Below are 13,111 nucleotides of genomic sequence, written 5' to 3'. Positions count from 1 at the left end.
GCGTCGTCTATAATGCAGGTCACGCCCGAAGGGCGTACGTTCTAGGCCGCTATGACGCGCGAAAGCATAGCGGCCACCATTTTTTCAGGCCCAGGGATAGGTAGCAACTTGGGTTAGAATAGCCTGGATAGGAGGTGATGGGAGCGTGCTGGAAACCGCGATTCTCGGCCACATGCAGTACCTAGAGAGGGTGGCGCGCTACCTGGAGGAGGGGGGGCCTCCCCCACCCCTCACACCCCCTACCGACTGCTCCCTCGGACGCTGGCTCGCCGGCGAAGCCCAAGAACGCTACCCCCATAAACCCGAACTCCAAGAACTCGCCACCCTCCACGAAACCTTCCACCAGGTCACCGAAGAAGCCGTCAAACGCATGCTAGAAGGCGACACAACCACCGCCCAAAACCTCCTCAACCAGGCCTACCGCCTCTTCGGCAAAATAGAACACATCCTCCTCTCCCTGGACTAAAGCGAGGTGAAACTATAAGGCAAGAAGAACTCCTCACCCTCGTCCGCAACCTCCGAACCGCCGTGCCAGAAATCCAAGGCGTCATGCTGGCCTCCCAGGACGGCCTCCCCATCGTCCACGACTTCCCACTGGACTTACGCGGTGTTGAAGATCCCCGATAAAATGGGCCTCAAGATGTTTCCCTACGGGAAAGCAGCCGGTGACTAGGGAGGCCCAATGAAGCTGCTTCCCCCATGGGGAACACCTTGCGGATACCACAGCCCGTTCTGCGCGCTCTAGGTCACGGGCGAAGCCCGTATCTTGGAGCTTTAGCCCCAACCCCTGGCCTTCTTCTTTGAGCTCTCCCTAAAGCTCTGCCGAGACCTCGGCGGCCTGGAAGGGGGCTACCTCATCCTGGACGACGTCCTCATCGGGCGCTACCGCTCGGGCAAGCTGGGCCTGAAGAAGATGCGGGACACGGGCCCACGGCTGGCCACAAGCTACGCCTACGGCGTGACTTTGTCACGAGGCTCAGGTCTAACCGTGTGCTGGACGGTGTCCAGCTCAGGAGGCATGGGGGTACCCGTTGGGTGAAGGCGGGGAGGCTGCGGGGCCTGACCTTTGCCGTGGGGGTGCTGAAGCGCGGGGGGAAGTTTTACGGGACGAATCGGGAGGGGTGGTGGAACTCGGGGATGCGGGAGGTTTACCGGTTGAGGCAAGCGATTGAGGAGATTTTCCGGGGGCTTCAGCAGGAGCTGGGGTGGAGTGGGCATCGGCACTGGCGTAGGGCCAAGTTGTTGGCCCATCTGGCCTTGGGGTTGGTGGCCTATGGGCTCATTGAGTGTCAGCGGGAGCGGCTGAAGTTGAGCTTCTACCAATGCCGACGGAGACTCATCGCGGGTAAGCTGAGCCTGGATTTGAGCCCTCTGTTACCGGTGCAGGTGGAGGCCGCGTAAGTCCAGTAAGAGTCACCCCTTAAGGATACCACTCTTTTACGACAGCCTCTAGCTCTGGCCCGGGAGGCTTCCCTTGAAGATGAGGGCCTCCCCCACGCGCCCCGAGAGGAGGGGGATCAAGGGGCTTTTGGCCACCTGGGCGCAGAAGGGGACGTCGGCCTCGAGGCCCACCCCCTTGAGGGCCTGGGCGGCGGCGGAGAGGCCGAGGGCCTCCAGGGGATCCGGGTAGGCCCGCTTGAGGGCGAGGGCGATGCGGGCCCCGTCCTCGGGCTCCACCTCCCTAAGAAGCCCCAGGTACTCCGCTAAGACCCCGGCGGTGTAGAGGTCGTCCAGGCCCGCCCGCCCTTCCTTCCCGGCGCAGAGGATGGCCACCTCCTCCGTGGCGAGCTCTAAGGCCTTGCGGGCGGCGGCGTGGGCGTTGTAGAGGGAGGCCAGGAGGACGTGCTTGGCGGTCTTGGCGGCGGCGTGGGCGGCCCTGGTGCCGTTGGTGGTGCTCATGACCACGATCCTCCCCCCCACCGGGGCCTCTAGGGCCTCCCTGGGGGAGTTCCCCAGGTCAAAGCCGGGGGGCTTGAGCCCCCCCGCCTCCCCCGCCAGGAGGACGTCGGCGTCCTTGAAGGCCCGGGCGGCCTCGAGGTCCGCCACCCAGTAAAGGGCCTCGGCTCCCGCTTCCAGGAGGGCCACCGCCGTGGTGGTGGAGCGGATCACGTCCACCACCAGGACCACATCGGGGTACACCAGCTCTTCCGTGGGCAAAGGGTCCACCCGTAAGCGCATGCTTCCTCCTTACACCAGGCCAAAGGCCAGCTCTTCCAAAAGCCCTGGGCTTACCACCTCCACCACTCCGGGGGCCAGGCGCACCACCCCTTGGTCCCGGAGGGCGTGCAGGACCCGGGTGACCGTCTCCCGGCTGGCTCCCGCCAGGTGCGCCAGGTCCTGGTGGCGCAGGCGGAGCTCCGGGCCGTACCCCTGGCGCAGGAGCTTTAAGAGGGCGTAAGCCACGCGGCTTTCCGCATCCTCAAAGGCCAAGAGGTCCAGCTCCAGGTCCGCTTCCCTGAGGCGGTGGGCCAGGAGGCGGGCCAGGTTGTGGGCGAAGAGGGGAAGGCGGCGGAGGAGGCCGAGGTAGGCCTCCCTGTAGAGGACGAGAAGGGAGGCCTCCTCCTCCACCACGGCGCTGGCGCTCCGCTCGCCCCCGTCCAGGAGGCTCATTTCCCCGAAGACCCCTCCCGGCCCCACCACGCCCAGGGTCTTCTCCTGCCCGCCCAGGTGGATGCGGTAGAGCCGCACCCTTCCCCTTTCCACCAGGTACAGGCTCTGGCCCAGGTCCCCCTGGTGGAAGAGGACCTTCCCCTTGGGGTAGGCCAGGCGGAGGAAGTAGCTCAGGGCCAGAGCCACCTCCTCTGGGCCGAGGTCCTGGAAAAGGGGGCTTAAGGTCATCGGCCCTACTCTAACCGAAGCTTCATCCTTTGCCTAGAGGATGAGAAGGTGCGCCCGGTGCTGGAGGTGCGGGGGTTAGGCTTTGCTTATGGGAATGGGCTCCTCTTCCGGGGGGTGTCCTTCGCCTTGGCTAGGGGGGAAGCCCTGGCCGTGCTCGGGCCCTCGGGGAGCGGCAAGACCACCCTGCTTCACCTCCTGGCCGGGCTTCTTCCCCTGCAGGAAGGGGAGGTCTTCTGGGAAGGCGAGGCCATCCGGGGCCTTCCCGAGGCCCGTCTGGCTTCCAGGCGGCTAAGGTTCTTGGGGCTCGTTTTCCAGCACCACTTCCTCTTCCCCGAGCTCACGGCCCTGGAGAACGTCCTGGCCCCTGGGTATCTCGCGGGCCGCGTGGACAGGGCCTGGGCCCTTTCCCTTTTGGCTAGGCTTGGCCTCGAGGAGCGGGCCCACTTCCTTCCCCAAAGGCTTTCCGGGGGGGAGAGGCAGCGGGTGGCCGTGGCCCGGGCCCTTTACCTGAGGCCGAGGCTCCTCCTCGCCGACGAGCCCACGGCGAGCCTGGACCGCCGCCAGGCCCGGGAGGTCCTTGGGCTCATGCGGGGGCTCGCCTCGGAGGTGGGGGCGGCCCTGGTCCTGGCCACCCACGACGAGGCCCTGGTGGAGGGCTTCCCGGCCCTGCGCCTGGTGTATCCTTAGGCGGTATGAGCCCCATCCACGTGCGCGCCCATCCCGGGGACGTGGCGGAGCGCGTCCTGCTCCCGGGGGATCCGGGCCGGGCGGAGTGGATCGCCAAGACCTTTTTGCAAAACCCGAGGCGGTACAACGACCACCGGGGGCTTTGGGGGTACACGGGCCTTTACCAGGGCGTGCCCGTCTCCGTCCAGACCACGGGGATGGGCACCCCCTCGGCGGCCATCGTGGTGGAGGAGCTGGTCCGGCTCGGCGCCCGGGTCTTGGTCCGGGTGGGGACGGCGGGGGCCGCCTCCTCGGACCTCGCCCTGGGGGAGCTCCTCGTGGCCCAGGGGGCCGTTCCCTTGGACGGCACCACCCGGCAGTACCTGGAGGGACGCCCCTACGCCCCGGTGCCCGACCCCGAGGTCTTCCGGGCCCTCTGGGCCAAGGCGGAGGCCTTGGGCTACCCCCACCGGGTGGGGCTTATTGCCAGCGAGGACGCCTTCTACGCCACCACCCCCGAGGAGGCCCAGGCCTGGGCCCGCTACGGCGTCCTCGCCTTTGAGATGGAGGCCAGCGCCCTTTTCCTCCTCGGAAGGATGCGGGGGGTGCGGACGGGGGCCATCCTGACCGTTTCCAACCGCATCGGCGACCCGGAGCTCGCCCCTAAAGAGGTCCTCCAAGAGGGCGTTCGGCGTATGGTGGAGGTGGCCCTCGAGGCCATCCTGGAGGTTTGAGCCATGGAGCACGAGCACGAACACGAGTTCGTCCTGGAGATCCCGGAGTTTGAGCACCTCAGCTACGAGGTGGAGGAGGGCATCGCCCTGGTGACCCTGAAGCGGCCCGAGGCCCTAAACGCCCTCTCCCAGAGCCTCCTGGAGGAGCTCGCCGAGGTCCCCGAGCTGGTCCAGCAGGACCCCGAGGTCCGGGCGGTCATCTTCACCGGGGAGGGGAAGGCCTTCGCCGCGGGGGCGGACCTGAAGGAGATCGCGGCCATCAAGGACCCCTTTATGGGCCGGGAGTACGCCCTCTTCGGCCAGCGGGTCTTCGCCGAAATCGCCGCCCTCCCCGTCCCCACCATCGCCGCCATCAACGGCTACGCCCTGGGCGGGGGCCTGGAGCTCGCCCTGGCCTGCGACCTCAGGGTGGCCGCCAAGACCGCTAGGCTTGGCCTCCCCGAGGTGGGCTTGGGCCTCATTCCCGGCTTCGGCGGCACCCAGCGCCTGCCCCGCCTCATCGGCCGAGGGCGGGCCCTGGACCTCATCTTCACCGGGCGGCACGTGGACGCGGAGGAGGCCCTCTTCCTTGGGCTCGTGAACCGGGTGGCGGAGGACGCCCTGGAGGAGGCCAAGAAGCTCGCCCAGAAGATCCTGAAAAACGCCCCCGTCGCCCTGGCCCTGGCCAAGGAGAGCGTGGTGCGGGGCGAGGGCCTGGACCTGGCCGAGGCCCTGGAAATAGAGGCCGACCTCTTCGGCTACGCCGCGGCCACCGAGGACATGAAGGAGGGGGTGCGGGCCTTCCTGGAGAAGCGCGCCCCTAACTTCAAGGGGGAGTAGCCCCCCGTGGCCGAGCTCCCCCTCCACCCCCGCGGGGCGAGGTAGGCTTAGGGGTGCCCATGACCGAGGAGCGCATCGTCCACGTAGCGAGCCCCAAGGCCAAGCTCTACGCCGAGGCCGACCAGGCCATAAGGGAGCGGCTCAAGGCCTTCCCCAAGGCCCTCAGGGCCTACGAGCTCCTCATCCAAGACCCCGAGGCCCGCGCCGGGTGGAACATGGCCAACTACCTCACCATGCGCAAGCTGGGCTACAACGACCACGGCCGGGTCCACGCCCTCCTCACGGGGGCGGCAGGGGTGGCCATCCTGGGCCTTTTGGCCGAGGCCGGGGTGCGGCTGGACACGGTGGAGTCGGGGGCGGGGGAGCTGGAGGACGCCTACGTGGTGGTCCTCCTCTCCACCATGCTCCACGACCTGGGCAACCAGGTCCACCGGGAGCACCACGAGGCCTTCGGGGTGACCCTGGCCCTCCCCATCCTGAACCGCATCCTGGAGAGGATCTACCCCGACCCTGAGCAGCGCACCGCCCTCCGGGCCCTCATGCTCCACGGCATCTACAGCCACGACCTCTCCCCGGAGCCCCTGACCATAGAGGCGGGGATCACCGCCGTGGCCGACGGCACCGACATCACCAAGGGCCGGGGCCGGAAGGCCTTCCAGCTTGGGAGCATTGACATCCACTCCATCAGCGCCCTGGCGGTGGACGAGGTGCGCATCCTCAAGGGGGAGAAGGTGCCGGTGGAGATCCAGGTCCTCATGAACAACTCCGCCGGGATCTTCCAGGTGGAGGAGACCCTCACCAAGAAGGTGCTTAGGAGCCCCTTGCGCCCCTACGTGACCGTGGTGGCCATGACGGATGGCCAAAGCGGCCAGGACCAGCGCATCGTCCACCGCGTGCGCCTGCACGAGACCGAGGACCGCTTCGTCCTGGACTGAGGCTCTTTGGGCGGGAGCCTCCCTTCTTCCCGACGCCTAGGCGCGGAAGTAGCGGTAGGGGGGGCCCTCCCGCCCCACCCGGCCCTCGGCCCGGAGGTACTCCAGGTGGGCCAGGGTCTCGGCGAAGGCGAAGCGGCGGCCCGCCGGGTCCAGCTCCTGGGGGAAGAGCTTGAGGGAAAGGGACCAGGCGTCCTGGGGATGGTCCAGGAGGCTCTGGAGGGCCTGAAGGCGCGCCTCGTGGTGGGCTTGAAGCTCCTCCGCCCGCCTTTTTACCTGGGGGATGGGGCCGAAGTGGCCGGCGTAGGCCACCTGGGCCGGAAGCTCCGCCAGGCGCCTTAGGGAGTAGAAGAAGTCCTTCAGGGGGTTTGCCCGGGTGTAGGCCCACAGGCCCACGTTGGGGGAAACCCGCTCCAGGAGGGCGTCCCCCGCGAGGAGCACCCCCTCCTCCTCCAGGAAAAAGGCCGCGTGCCCGTCGGCGTGCCCCGGGGTCCAGAGGACCCGAAGGCGCTTTCCCGAAAGCTCCAGGACCTCCCCGTCTTTTAGGGGGAGGGGGTTTCGCGGCGGGTGGACCCGCTCCCGGGTCTTGGCCATGGTTTCCCGGATCCCCAAAAGGGCCTCCTCCGGGGTGCCGTGGTCCAGGAAGAGCCGCCAGGAGGCCGCCTCAAAGGCCTCGGGTTCCCGCCAGAAGCGGTGCCCCCGGGAGAGTTCCTCCTCGTGGAGGTAAACCCTGGCCCCGAGCCCCTCAAAAAGGCCTCCCAGGCCGTAGTGGTCCGGGTGGTGGTGGGTGAGGAGAACGGCGTTCACGTCGGTGAAGCAAAGCCCAAGCTCAGCCAGGTAGAGCTCCAGGGTGCCCCGGGCGGTGCGGGTGGCCAGGGCGCTGTCCACCAGGATGACCTCTTCCTTCCCCTTCAGGAGGTAGAGGTTCACCGTCTTCAGGGGGTAGGGGATGGGGACGGGCAGGAGGTAGAGGCCAGGAAGGAGCTCCCTCATAGGAGGACCTTGAGGAGGAGGAGGGCCGCCAGGTAGGGGTCCTTCTCCGGGAGGTGCCAGGGGAAGAGGAAGCCCCCCTCCCCGTCCCCTTGGACCTCGAGGCCCCCCAGGGCCTCCCGGAGCGCCTTTAGGACCTCCTCCTCGCCCACGGCCTCCCCCCCCACCCGGTAGACGGCGAGCCGGTCGGCGTCCCCGTCCAGGGCGAAGCCCAGGGCCGGGGGTTCCGCTGCCTTGAGGAGGGCGAGGAGGGTTTTCAGGTTTTCCGGCCTGGGGTCGGGGTCCACCCCGTAGAAGAGAGGGTGGGGGAGGCTGTGGAGTTCCCGGAGCTCGGCCTTCAGCCCCAGGGCCTTGAAGGCCTGCCCCAAAAGCCCCCCGCCAGCTCCCCCCATGGCGTCCAGGTAGACCACCCCCGGGCGCTCCTTGGGTACTCCCTCGGCGCTTCGCAGGAGAAGATCCAGGTACGCCTTCCTGAGGTCCAGGGGGATATAGCCTCCCCGGGCCTCGGGAGGGGCCTCGGGCAGGGCGAGGTCTTCGCCAGGAAGAGGCTTTCCCGCCTCCAGGCGGAGCTTGACCCCTTGGAAGCGGGGGGGCTTGCGGCCCGCCGTGAGGTAGAGGCCGGCGGCTTCCCGGGCGTGGAGGGCGTAGCCAAAGAGGGGAAAGGGCGCGGGCCCCTGGAGGAGGTGGGTCTTTAGGCCCATCCCCGAGAGCACCCCCGCGGCCTCCTCGGCCATCTCCCGGGCCAGGAAGCGGGCGTCGTGGCCCACCACCACCTGGTCTTTGCCCTCCTTTAGGAGCCTTTGGCCAAAGCCCGCCGCGATCCGGGCAACTTCCCTAAAGGTTATGCCCTTGGCCAGCTCACCCAGAAAGCCTTCTCGGGTGGGGTAGAGCTCCATGCCTTAGAGTCTACCCCGTGGTACACTCACCCCCGTGGACGAGGCCCTCCTTTCCTCCCTGAACGAGGCCCAGCGCCAGGCGGTTCTCCACTTTGAGGGGCCCGCTCTGGTGGTGGCGGGGGCGGGCAGCGGCAAGACCCGCACCGTGGTCCACCGGGTGGCCTACCTGGTCGCCCGGCGGGGGGTCTTCCCCTCGGAGATCCTGGCGGTGACCTTCACCAACAAGGCCGCCGAGGAGATGCGGGAGCGGCTCAAGGCCATGGTGCGGGGGGCGGGGGAGGTCTGGGTCTCCACCTTCCACGCCGCCGCTTTGCGCATCCTCCGGGCCTACGGGGAGCGGGCCGGGCTCCCTCCGGGCTTCGTGGTCTACGACGAGGACGACCAGAGCGCCCTCCTCAAGGAGGTGCTCAAGGAGCTGGGCCTCGCCGCCAAGCCCGGGCCCATCAAGGGCCTCCTGGACCGGGCCAAGAACCGGGGGGTAGCCCCGGAGAGCCTCCTCGAGGAGCTTCCCGAGTTCTACGCCGGCCTTTCCCGGGGAAGGCTTTTGGACGTGCTCCTCCGCTACCAAGAAGCCTTAAGGGCCCAGGGGGCCTTGGACTTCGGAGACATTCTCCTTTACGCCTTGAGGCTTCTGGAGGGGGACCCCGAGGTCCTGAAGCGGGTAAGGAAGCGGGCCCGCTTCATCCACGTGGACGAGTACCAGGACACGAGCCCCGTGCAGTACCGCTTCACCCGGCTTCTTGCCGGGGAGGAGGCCAACCTCATGGCCGTGGGGGACCCGGATCAGGGCATCTACTCCTTTAGGGCGGCGGATATCAAGAACATCCTGGACTTCACCCGGGACTACCCCTCGGCCAAGGTCTACCGCCTGGAGGAGAACTACCGCTCCACCGAGGCCATTTTGCGCTTCGCCAACGCCGTTATCGCCAAGAACGCCCTTCGCCTGGAGAAGACCCTGCGCCCGGTGAAGCGGGGGGGCGAACCCGTGCGGCTTTACCGGGCGGAAAGCGCCCGCGACGAGGCCCGCTTCGTGGCCGAGGAGATCGCCCGCCTGGGCCCTCCTTTTGACCGGGTGGCGGTGCTCTACCGCACCAACGCCCAAAGCCGCCTGTTGGAGCAGGCCCTGGCAGGGCGGGGGATCCCGGCCCGGGTGGTGGGGGGGGTAGGGTTCTTTGAAAGGGCCGAGGTGAAGGACCTCCTGGCCTACGCCCGCCTGAGCCTGAACCCCCTGGACGCCGTGAGCCTCAAGCGGGTCCTGAACACGCCTCCCCGGGGCATCGGCCCGGCCACGGTGGCCAAGGTGGAGGCCTTCGCCCGAGAGAGGGGCCTGCCCCTCTTGGATGCCTTGCGGGAGGGGGCCTCCCTCCTTCCCCGGCCCGAGCCCGTCCGGCACTTCCTCGCCCTCTTGGAAGAGCTTCAGGACCTGGCTCTGGGCTCGGCGGAGGCCTTTTTCCGCCACCTCCTCTTGGCCACCGAGTACCCCGCCTACCTCAAGGAGGCCTACCCCGAAGACGCCGAGGACCGCCTGGAGAACGTGGAGGAGCTCCTCAGGGCCGCCCGCGAGGCCGAGGACCTCCAGGACTTCCTGGACAAGGTGGCCCTCACCGCCCGGGCCGAGGAGCCGGGGGAGGCCCAGGGGAAGGTGGCCCTCATGACCCTGCACAACGCCAAGGGGCTGGAGTTCCCCGTGGTCTTCCTGGTGGGGGTGGAGGAGGGGCTTCTTCCCCACCGCAACTCCCTAAGCACCCTCGAGGGCCTGGAGGAGGAGCGCCGCCTCTTCTACGTGGGGGTAACCCGGGCCCAGGAAAGGCTTTACCTTTCCTACGCCGAAGAGCGGGAGGTCTACGGCCGCCTCGAGGCCACCCGGCCGAGCCGCTTCCTGGAGGAGGTGGAGGAAGGTCTCTACGAGCTCTACGACCCCTACCGCCAAAGGCCCACCCCGCCCCCCCACCGGGCCCTGCCGGGGGCCTTTAGGGGAGGGGAGAGGGTGGTCCATCCCCGCTTCGGCCCGGGGACGGTGGTGGCGGCGGCGGGGGACGAGGTGACGGTGCACTTTGAGGGGGTGGGCCTGAAGCGCCTCTCCCTCAAGTACGCCGACCTGCGCCCGGCCTAGGAGGGACCCGTGGTCTGGCCCCTTTACTCCAAGGCCAGGCCCCTGGCGGTGGCCCACAGGGGGTCCTCCCCCTTCTTCCACCACCTCTTGGCCCAGGTGGCCGCCCTGCGCCTGCCGCTCTTTCCCTACCCCGTGGAGGGGGACCCCTTCGGGGCGCTTTCCTGCCTGGCCCCCCTGGACTTCGCCGGGATGGCCCTGGAGGAAGCCCTGCCCCCGCCCGAGGGGGTCCGCCTCGAGGCCGAGGCGGAGGCGGGCGGCCTGGTGGACCTGGTGGTGCCCGCCCTCTCCGGGCTTTACGGCCACTACACCGAGGGGCTGGCCCTGGAGCGCCTCCTCTCCGCCCACTTTCCCGGGGCCAGGGCCCTTTGGCTTGGCCCCTTGCGCCCTTCCCTGGCCCCTTTTCTAAGGGCCTTGGGCCAGGTCTCGGTGGTGGCGCCCAGCTTCGCCGAGGGGGACGGCTTCCTGGCCCGCCTGCCCCAAAGGGCCAGGGGGCACGTGGCCTTGCGGCGGGAAGAGGGCGCCGCCTTGGCCCTTAGGGCCGACCTCCTCCTCTACGCCGGGGGCGGGTTTCCATTGGACTGGATCCAGCCATTCCACGCCGTCCTCGCCCTTGCCCCCCTGGAGCGGGGCGTGGCCGAGCGGGCGCACCAGGCGTATGGTCCCGAGGAGCTTTTGGGCTTCCGCGTGCGGGTCCTCCTCGAGGCCCTGGGGTTTTGAGCCTTGGCCTCAGCTTCCCCAGATCTCCGCCGGGGCGAGCTCCACCAGGTTCCCGGCGGGGTCTTGGGTGTAGAGGCTTTTTCCCCTGGGCCACTCGGCCCACCACACCGGGAAGCCCGCCGCCTTCAGGCGCTTTTCCCACTCGGGAAGCTCCCCTTCCTCCACCCGGAAGGCCACGTGGACGCTTCCTTTGGCCCCGTGGGGCGGCAGGGTTGCCTCCTTGGCGGTTTCCTTGGGGTTGAAGACCAGGAAGACGCCCCGCCCGGCGCGGAAGAAGGCGTGCCGGGGCGGCTTGAACTGGAAGCAGGGGAGGCCCAAGACCCCCTCGTAGAAGGCCCGGGCCTTCTCCAGGTCCTCGGCGTAGACGGAAGTCTCCAGAACCTCCACTACTTGAGCCGGGCGATGAGGTCGGCCACGGGGATGGCCTCGAGGGTCACCGTCTTCACGCTCCCCCGGGAGGCCAGGTGGAGCATGGCCCGGGCCACGCTGGCGCCGTCTTCCGCCTCCACGATGTTCACGAAGTCGTAGGGGCCGAGCACGGCGTACTGGGCCACCACCTTGACCCCGAAGTCCCGCTCCAGCTCCCCGTTCACCTCCTTGATGCGCTCCGGGTTTTTCACCAGGGTCTCGGCGCCGTCGTCCGTGAGGGTGCTGAGGACGATAAAGGTGGGCATCCTTACCTCCTTTCGCCTTAAGTCTACCCCTCCTCGCCCTCGAGGACCACCCCGGCGTAGACCTCCTCCACGGGCAGACTCCCTTCCAGGCAGGGAAGGGGTACCTCGCCTTCGGTCGCCACCTGGTGGAGCAGGTCGCCTTCTTCCTTCCAGTAGAGCTCCACCCGCCTCTCCCGAGCGCTCACCAGGAGGCAGGCCTGGAGGGAGGGGAGGGAGAGGTAGCGCCAGAGCTTCTCCCTGCGGTCCACCCCCTCCGTGGTCCGGGAGAGGACCTCTACCACCAGGCAGGGCGCCTCCTCGTAGAAGGGGTCTTTCGGGGGCGGGGCGCAGACCGCCATCAGGTCCGGGTAGTAGAAGGTGGCCTCCCCGACCCTTAGCTTCATGTCCGCCACGTAGAGGCGGCACCCCTTCCTGCGGGCCAGGGGGTAGAGGAGGTAGTGGAGGTTGCCCACGATGAGGTTGTGGGCCCGGCCCGCCCCGGCCATGGCGTAGGGAACCCCTTCCACCAGCTCCCGCTTCACGGGGGAGGTGGCCTCCTCCTTCAGGTACCCCTCCGGGGAAAGCCGCTTAAGCCTCGCAGGTTCGCCCATCACTCCCACTCTATGGTGGCCGGGGGCTTGGAGGTGAGGTCGTAGACCACCCGTCCGATCTCCGGGACCCTGCGGGTGATCCGCCGGGCCGCCTCGTCCAAGAAGTCCAGGGGAAGCCTCGCCCAGTCGGCGGTCATGAAGTCCTCGGTGGTCACGGCCCTGAGGGCGAGGACGTAGCCGTACTTCCGCTCGTCCCCCGCCACCCCCACGCTCCTTAAGGGCGTGAGGACGGCCAGGGCCTGGGCCACCTTCTCGTAGAGGCCCCACTCCTTAAGGAGGCTGATGAAGAGGTCGTCCGCCCGCCTGAGGATTTCCAGGCGCTCCTCCGTCACCTCCCCCAAAACGCGCACCGCGAGGCCGGGCCCGGGGAAGGGGTGGCGCAGGCGGAGGGTGTCGGGAAGCCCGAGGAGGAGGGCGAGCTCCCGCACCTCGTCCTTGAAGAGGAGGCGGAAGGGCTCTAGGAGCTCAAACTCCAGGTCCTGGGGGAGGCCGCCCACGTTGTGGTGGCTCTTGATCTTGGCCGCCCCGTGCCCCCCGGCGGACTCAATCACGTCCGGGTAGAGGGTGCCCTGGGCGAGGAAGCGGAAGGGGCCCTTCTCCCGGGCCACCTGGGAGAAGACCGCCACGAACTCCCGCCCGATGACCTTGCGCTTTTCCTCCGGGTCTTCCACGCCCTTTAGGGCCTTCAGGAAGCGCTCTTTGGCGTCCACCACCAGGAGGTTCACCCTAAGGGCCCTCAAGGCCCCCTCCACCTCCTCCCTCTCCCCCAGGCGCAGAAGCCCGTGGTCCACGAAGACCGCCAGGTGGTCCACCCCCGCCTTGGCGAGGAGGAGGGCCAGGGTGGAGGAGTCCACCCCCCCGGAGACGGCGAGGAGGACCCGGTCCTTCCCCACCCGCTCCCGCACCTCCTGGAGGAGCCCTTCCAGGACGTGCTCCGGCGTCCAGTCCCGCTTGGCCCCGGCAAGCTCCAGGAAGTTCTCCAGGATCTGCATCCCCTTGGGGGTGTGGGCCACTTCGGGGTGGAACTGGACCCCGAAGGCCCGGCCATCCGGGGACTCCATGGCGGCCACGGGGTTCTCCTCCGTTTCCGCCACCGCCCGCCAGCCCGGGGGCGGGGCGGTCACGGCGTCCTGATGGCTCAT

Annotated in this window: 15 protein-coding genes and 1 pseudogene; 8 read left to right on the top strand and 8 right to left on the bottom strand. The window is 68.6% G+C overall.

Annotation, left to right across the window (positions count from 1 at the left end; all coding sequences use genetic code 11):
• The first annotated feature begins 145 nt into the window (after nt 1–145).
• Together AC01Y6_RS07960 and AC01Y6_RS07955 are read left to right on the top strand one after the other, a co-directional pair.
• Nucleotides 146–466 carry a CZB domain-containing protein gene (locus tag AC01Y6_RS07960; protein WP_476671019.1) on the top strand — a complete coding sequence of 107 codons (321 nt, stop codon included), beginning with the start codon at nt 146–148 and terminating at the stop codon, nt 464–466.
• A 315-nt stretch (nt 467–781) separates the two neighbouring features.
• Nucleotides 782–1,401: pseudogene (locus tag AC01Y6_RS07955) on the top strand (IS701 family transposase); the annotation flags it as partial.
• A gap of 48 nt (nt 1,402–1,449) precedes the next feature.
• Here AC01Y6_RS07955 and AC01Y6_RS07950 read toward each other — a convergent pair.
• Nucleotides 1,450–2,178: a 2-phosphosulfolactate phosphatase gene (locus AC01Y6_RS07950; RefSeq protein WP_428715130.1), complete on the bottom strand. Its 729-nt coding sequence runs from the start codon at nt 2,176–2,178 to the stop codon at nt 1,450–1,452.
• A 9-nt stretch (nt 2,179–2,187) separates the two neighbouring features.
• The gene (locus tag AC01Y6_RS07945; protein WP_347241647.1) at nt 2,188–2,838 is read right to left on the bottom strand and encodes a Crp/Fnr family transcriptional regulator; all 651 of its coding nucleotides are present in this window, start codon (nt 2,836–2,838) and stop codon (nt 2,188–2,190) included.
• A 48-nt stretch (nt 2,839–2,886) separates the two neighbouring features.
• Here AC01Y6_RS07945 and AC01Y6_RS07940 point away from each other — a divergent pair, with 48 nt between their 5' ends.
• From AC01Y6_RS07940 to AC01Y6_RS07925, 4 genes are read left to right on the top strand one after another with little or no spacing between them, the layout of a single operon-like run.
• Nucleotides 2,887–3,525: an ABC transporter ATP-binding protein gene (locus AC01Y6_RS07940; protein WP_347241646.1), complete on the top strand. Its 639-nt coding sequence runs from the start codon at nt 2,887–2,889 to the stop codon at nt 3,523–3,525.
• A 5-nt stretch (nt 3,526–3,530) separates the two neighbouring features.
• Nucleotides 3,531–4,238, top strand: a complete 708-nt coding sequence (locus AC01Y6_RS07935; RefSeq protein WP_347241645.1) for a phosphorylase family protein — start codon at nt 3,531–3,533, stop codon at nt 4,236–4,238.
• 3 nt (nt 4,239–4,241) lie between these two features.
• Nucleotides 4,242–5,057 (top strand): enoyl-CoA hydratase/isomerase family protein, encoded by an 816-nt coding sequence (locus AC01Y6_RS07930; protein ID WP_476671017.1) that lies wholly within the window; start codon nt 4,242–4,244, stop codon nt 5,055–5,057.
• 59 nt (nt 5,058–5,116) lie between these two features.
• A complete protein-coding gene (locus AC01Y6_RS07925) occupies nt 5,117–5,992 on the top strand; it encodes a phosphohydrolase (RefSeq protein ID WP_476671015.1) in 876 nt (291 codons plus the stop codon).
• A gap of 36 nt (nt 5,993–6,028) precedes the next feature.
• Here AC01Y6_RS07925 and AC01Y6_RS07920 read toward each other — a convergent pair whose 3' ends face one another.
• Nucleotides 6,029–6,982, bottom strand: a complete 954-nt coding sequence (locus AC01Y6_RS07920; protein ID WP_428715134.1) for an MBL fold metallo-hydrolase — start codon at nt 6,980–6,982, stop codon at nt 6,029–6,031.
• Complete coding sequence (locus AC01Y6_RS07915; protein ID WP_428721450.1) at nt 6,979–7,875, bottom strand: phosphohexomutase domain-containing protein; 897 nt, start codon at nt 7,873–7,875, stop codon at nt 6,979–6,981. Before AC01Y6_RS07915 ends, AC01Y6_RS07920 begins: the two co-directional genes overlap by 4 nt.
• Nucleotides 7,876–7,909: 34 nt before the next feature.
• On the opposite strand from AC01Y6_RS07915, the gene AC01Y6_RS07910 reads away from it, so the two are divergent.
• Together AC01Y6_RS07910 and AC01Y6_RS07905 are read left to right on the top strand one after the other, a co-directional pair.
• Nucleotides 7,910–9,988 carry an ATP-dependent helicase gene (locus AC01Y6_RS07910; protein WP_476671014.1) on the top strand — a complete coding sequence of 693 codons (2,079 nt, stop codon included), beginning with the start codon at nt 7,910–7,912 and terminating at the stop codon, nt 9,986–9,988.
• A 9-nt stretch (nt 9,989–9,997) separates the two neighbouring features.
• Nucleotides 9,998–10,705 (top strand): hypothetical protein, encoded by a 708-nt coding sequence (locus AC01Y6_RS07905; RefSeq protein ID WP_428715137.1) that lies wholly within the window; start codon nt 9,998–10,000, stop codon nt 10,703–10,705.
• A 9-nt stretch (nt 10,706–10,714) separates the two neighbouring features.
• Here the strand turns inward: AC01Y6_RS07905 and AC01Y6_RS07900 are convergent, their stop codons facing one another.
• From AC01Y6_RS07900 to guaA, 4 genes are all read right to left on the bottom strand, one after another.
• On the bottom strand, nt 10,715–11,092 hold the full coding sequence (locus AC01Y6_RS07900) for a VOC family protein (protein WP_347241638.1): 378 nt from the start codon (nt 11,090–11,092) through the stop codon (nt 10,715–10,717).
• Nucleotides 11,092–11,379: a glutamine synthetase/cystathionine beta-lyase binding protein gene (locus AC01Y6_RS07895; RefSeq protein WP_428715139.1), complete on the bottom strand. Its 288-nt coding sequence runs from the start codon at nt 11,377–11,379 to the stop codon at nt 11,092–11,094. The genes AC01Y6_RS07900 and AC01Y6_RS07895 overlap by 1 nt, the downstream gene beginning before the upstream one ends.
• Nucleotides 11,380–11,402: 23 nt before the next feature.
• Nucleotides 11,403–11,969, bottom strand: coding sequence for a Uma2 family endonuclease (locus AC01Y6_RS07890; RefSeq protein WP_428720628.1), 567 nt, complete (start codon nt 11,967–11,969; stop codon nt 11,403–11,405).
• A partial coding sequence (gene guaA, locus AC01Y6_RS07885; RefSeq protein ID WP_476671012.1) for a glutamine-hydrolyzing GMP synthase occupies nt 11,969–13,111 on the bottom strand: 1,143 nt, incomplete at its 5' end. The genes AC01Y6_RS07890 and guaA, both read right to left, overlap by 1 nt.

The organism is Thermus sp. (assembly GCF_056332225.1).
Note: the sequence above shows the minus strand (reverse complement) of the source record. Positions and strands in the feature narration are given on the sequence as shown.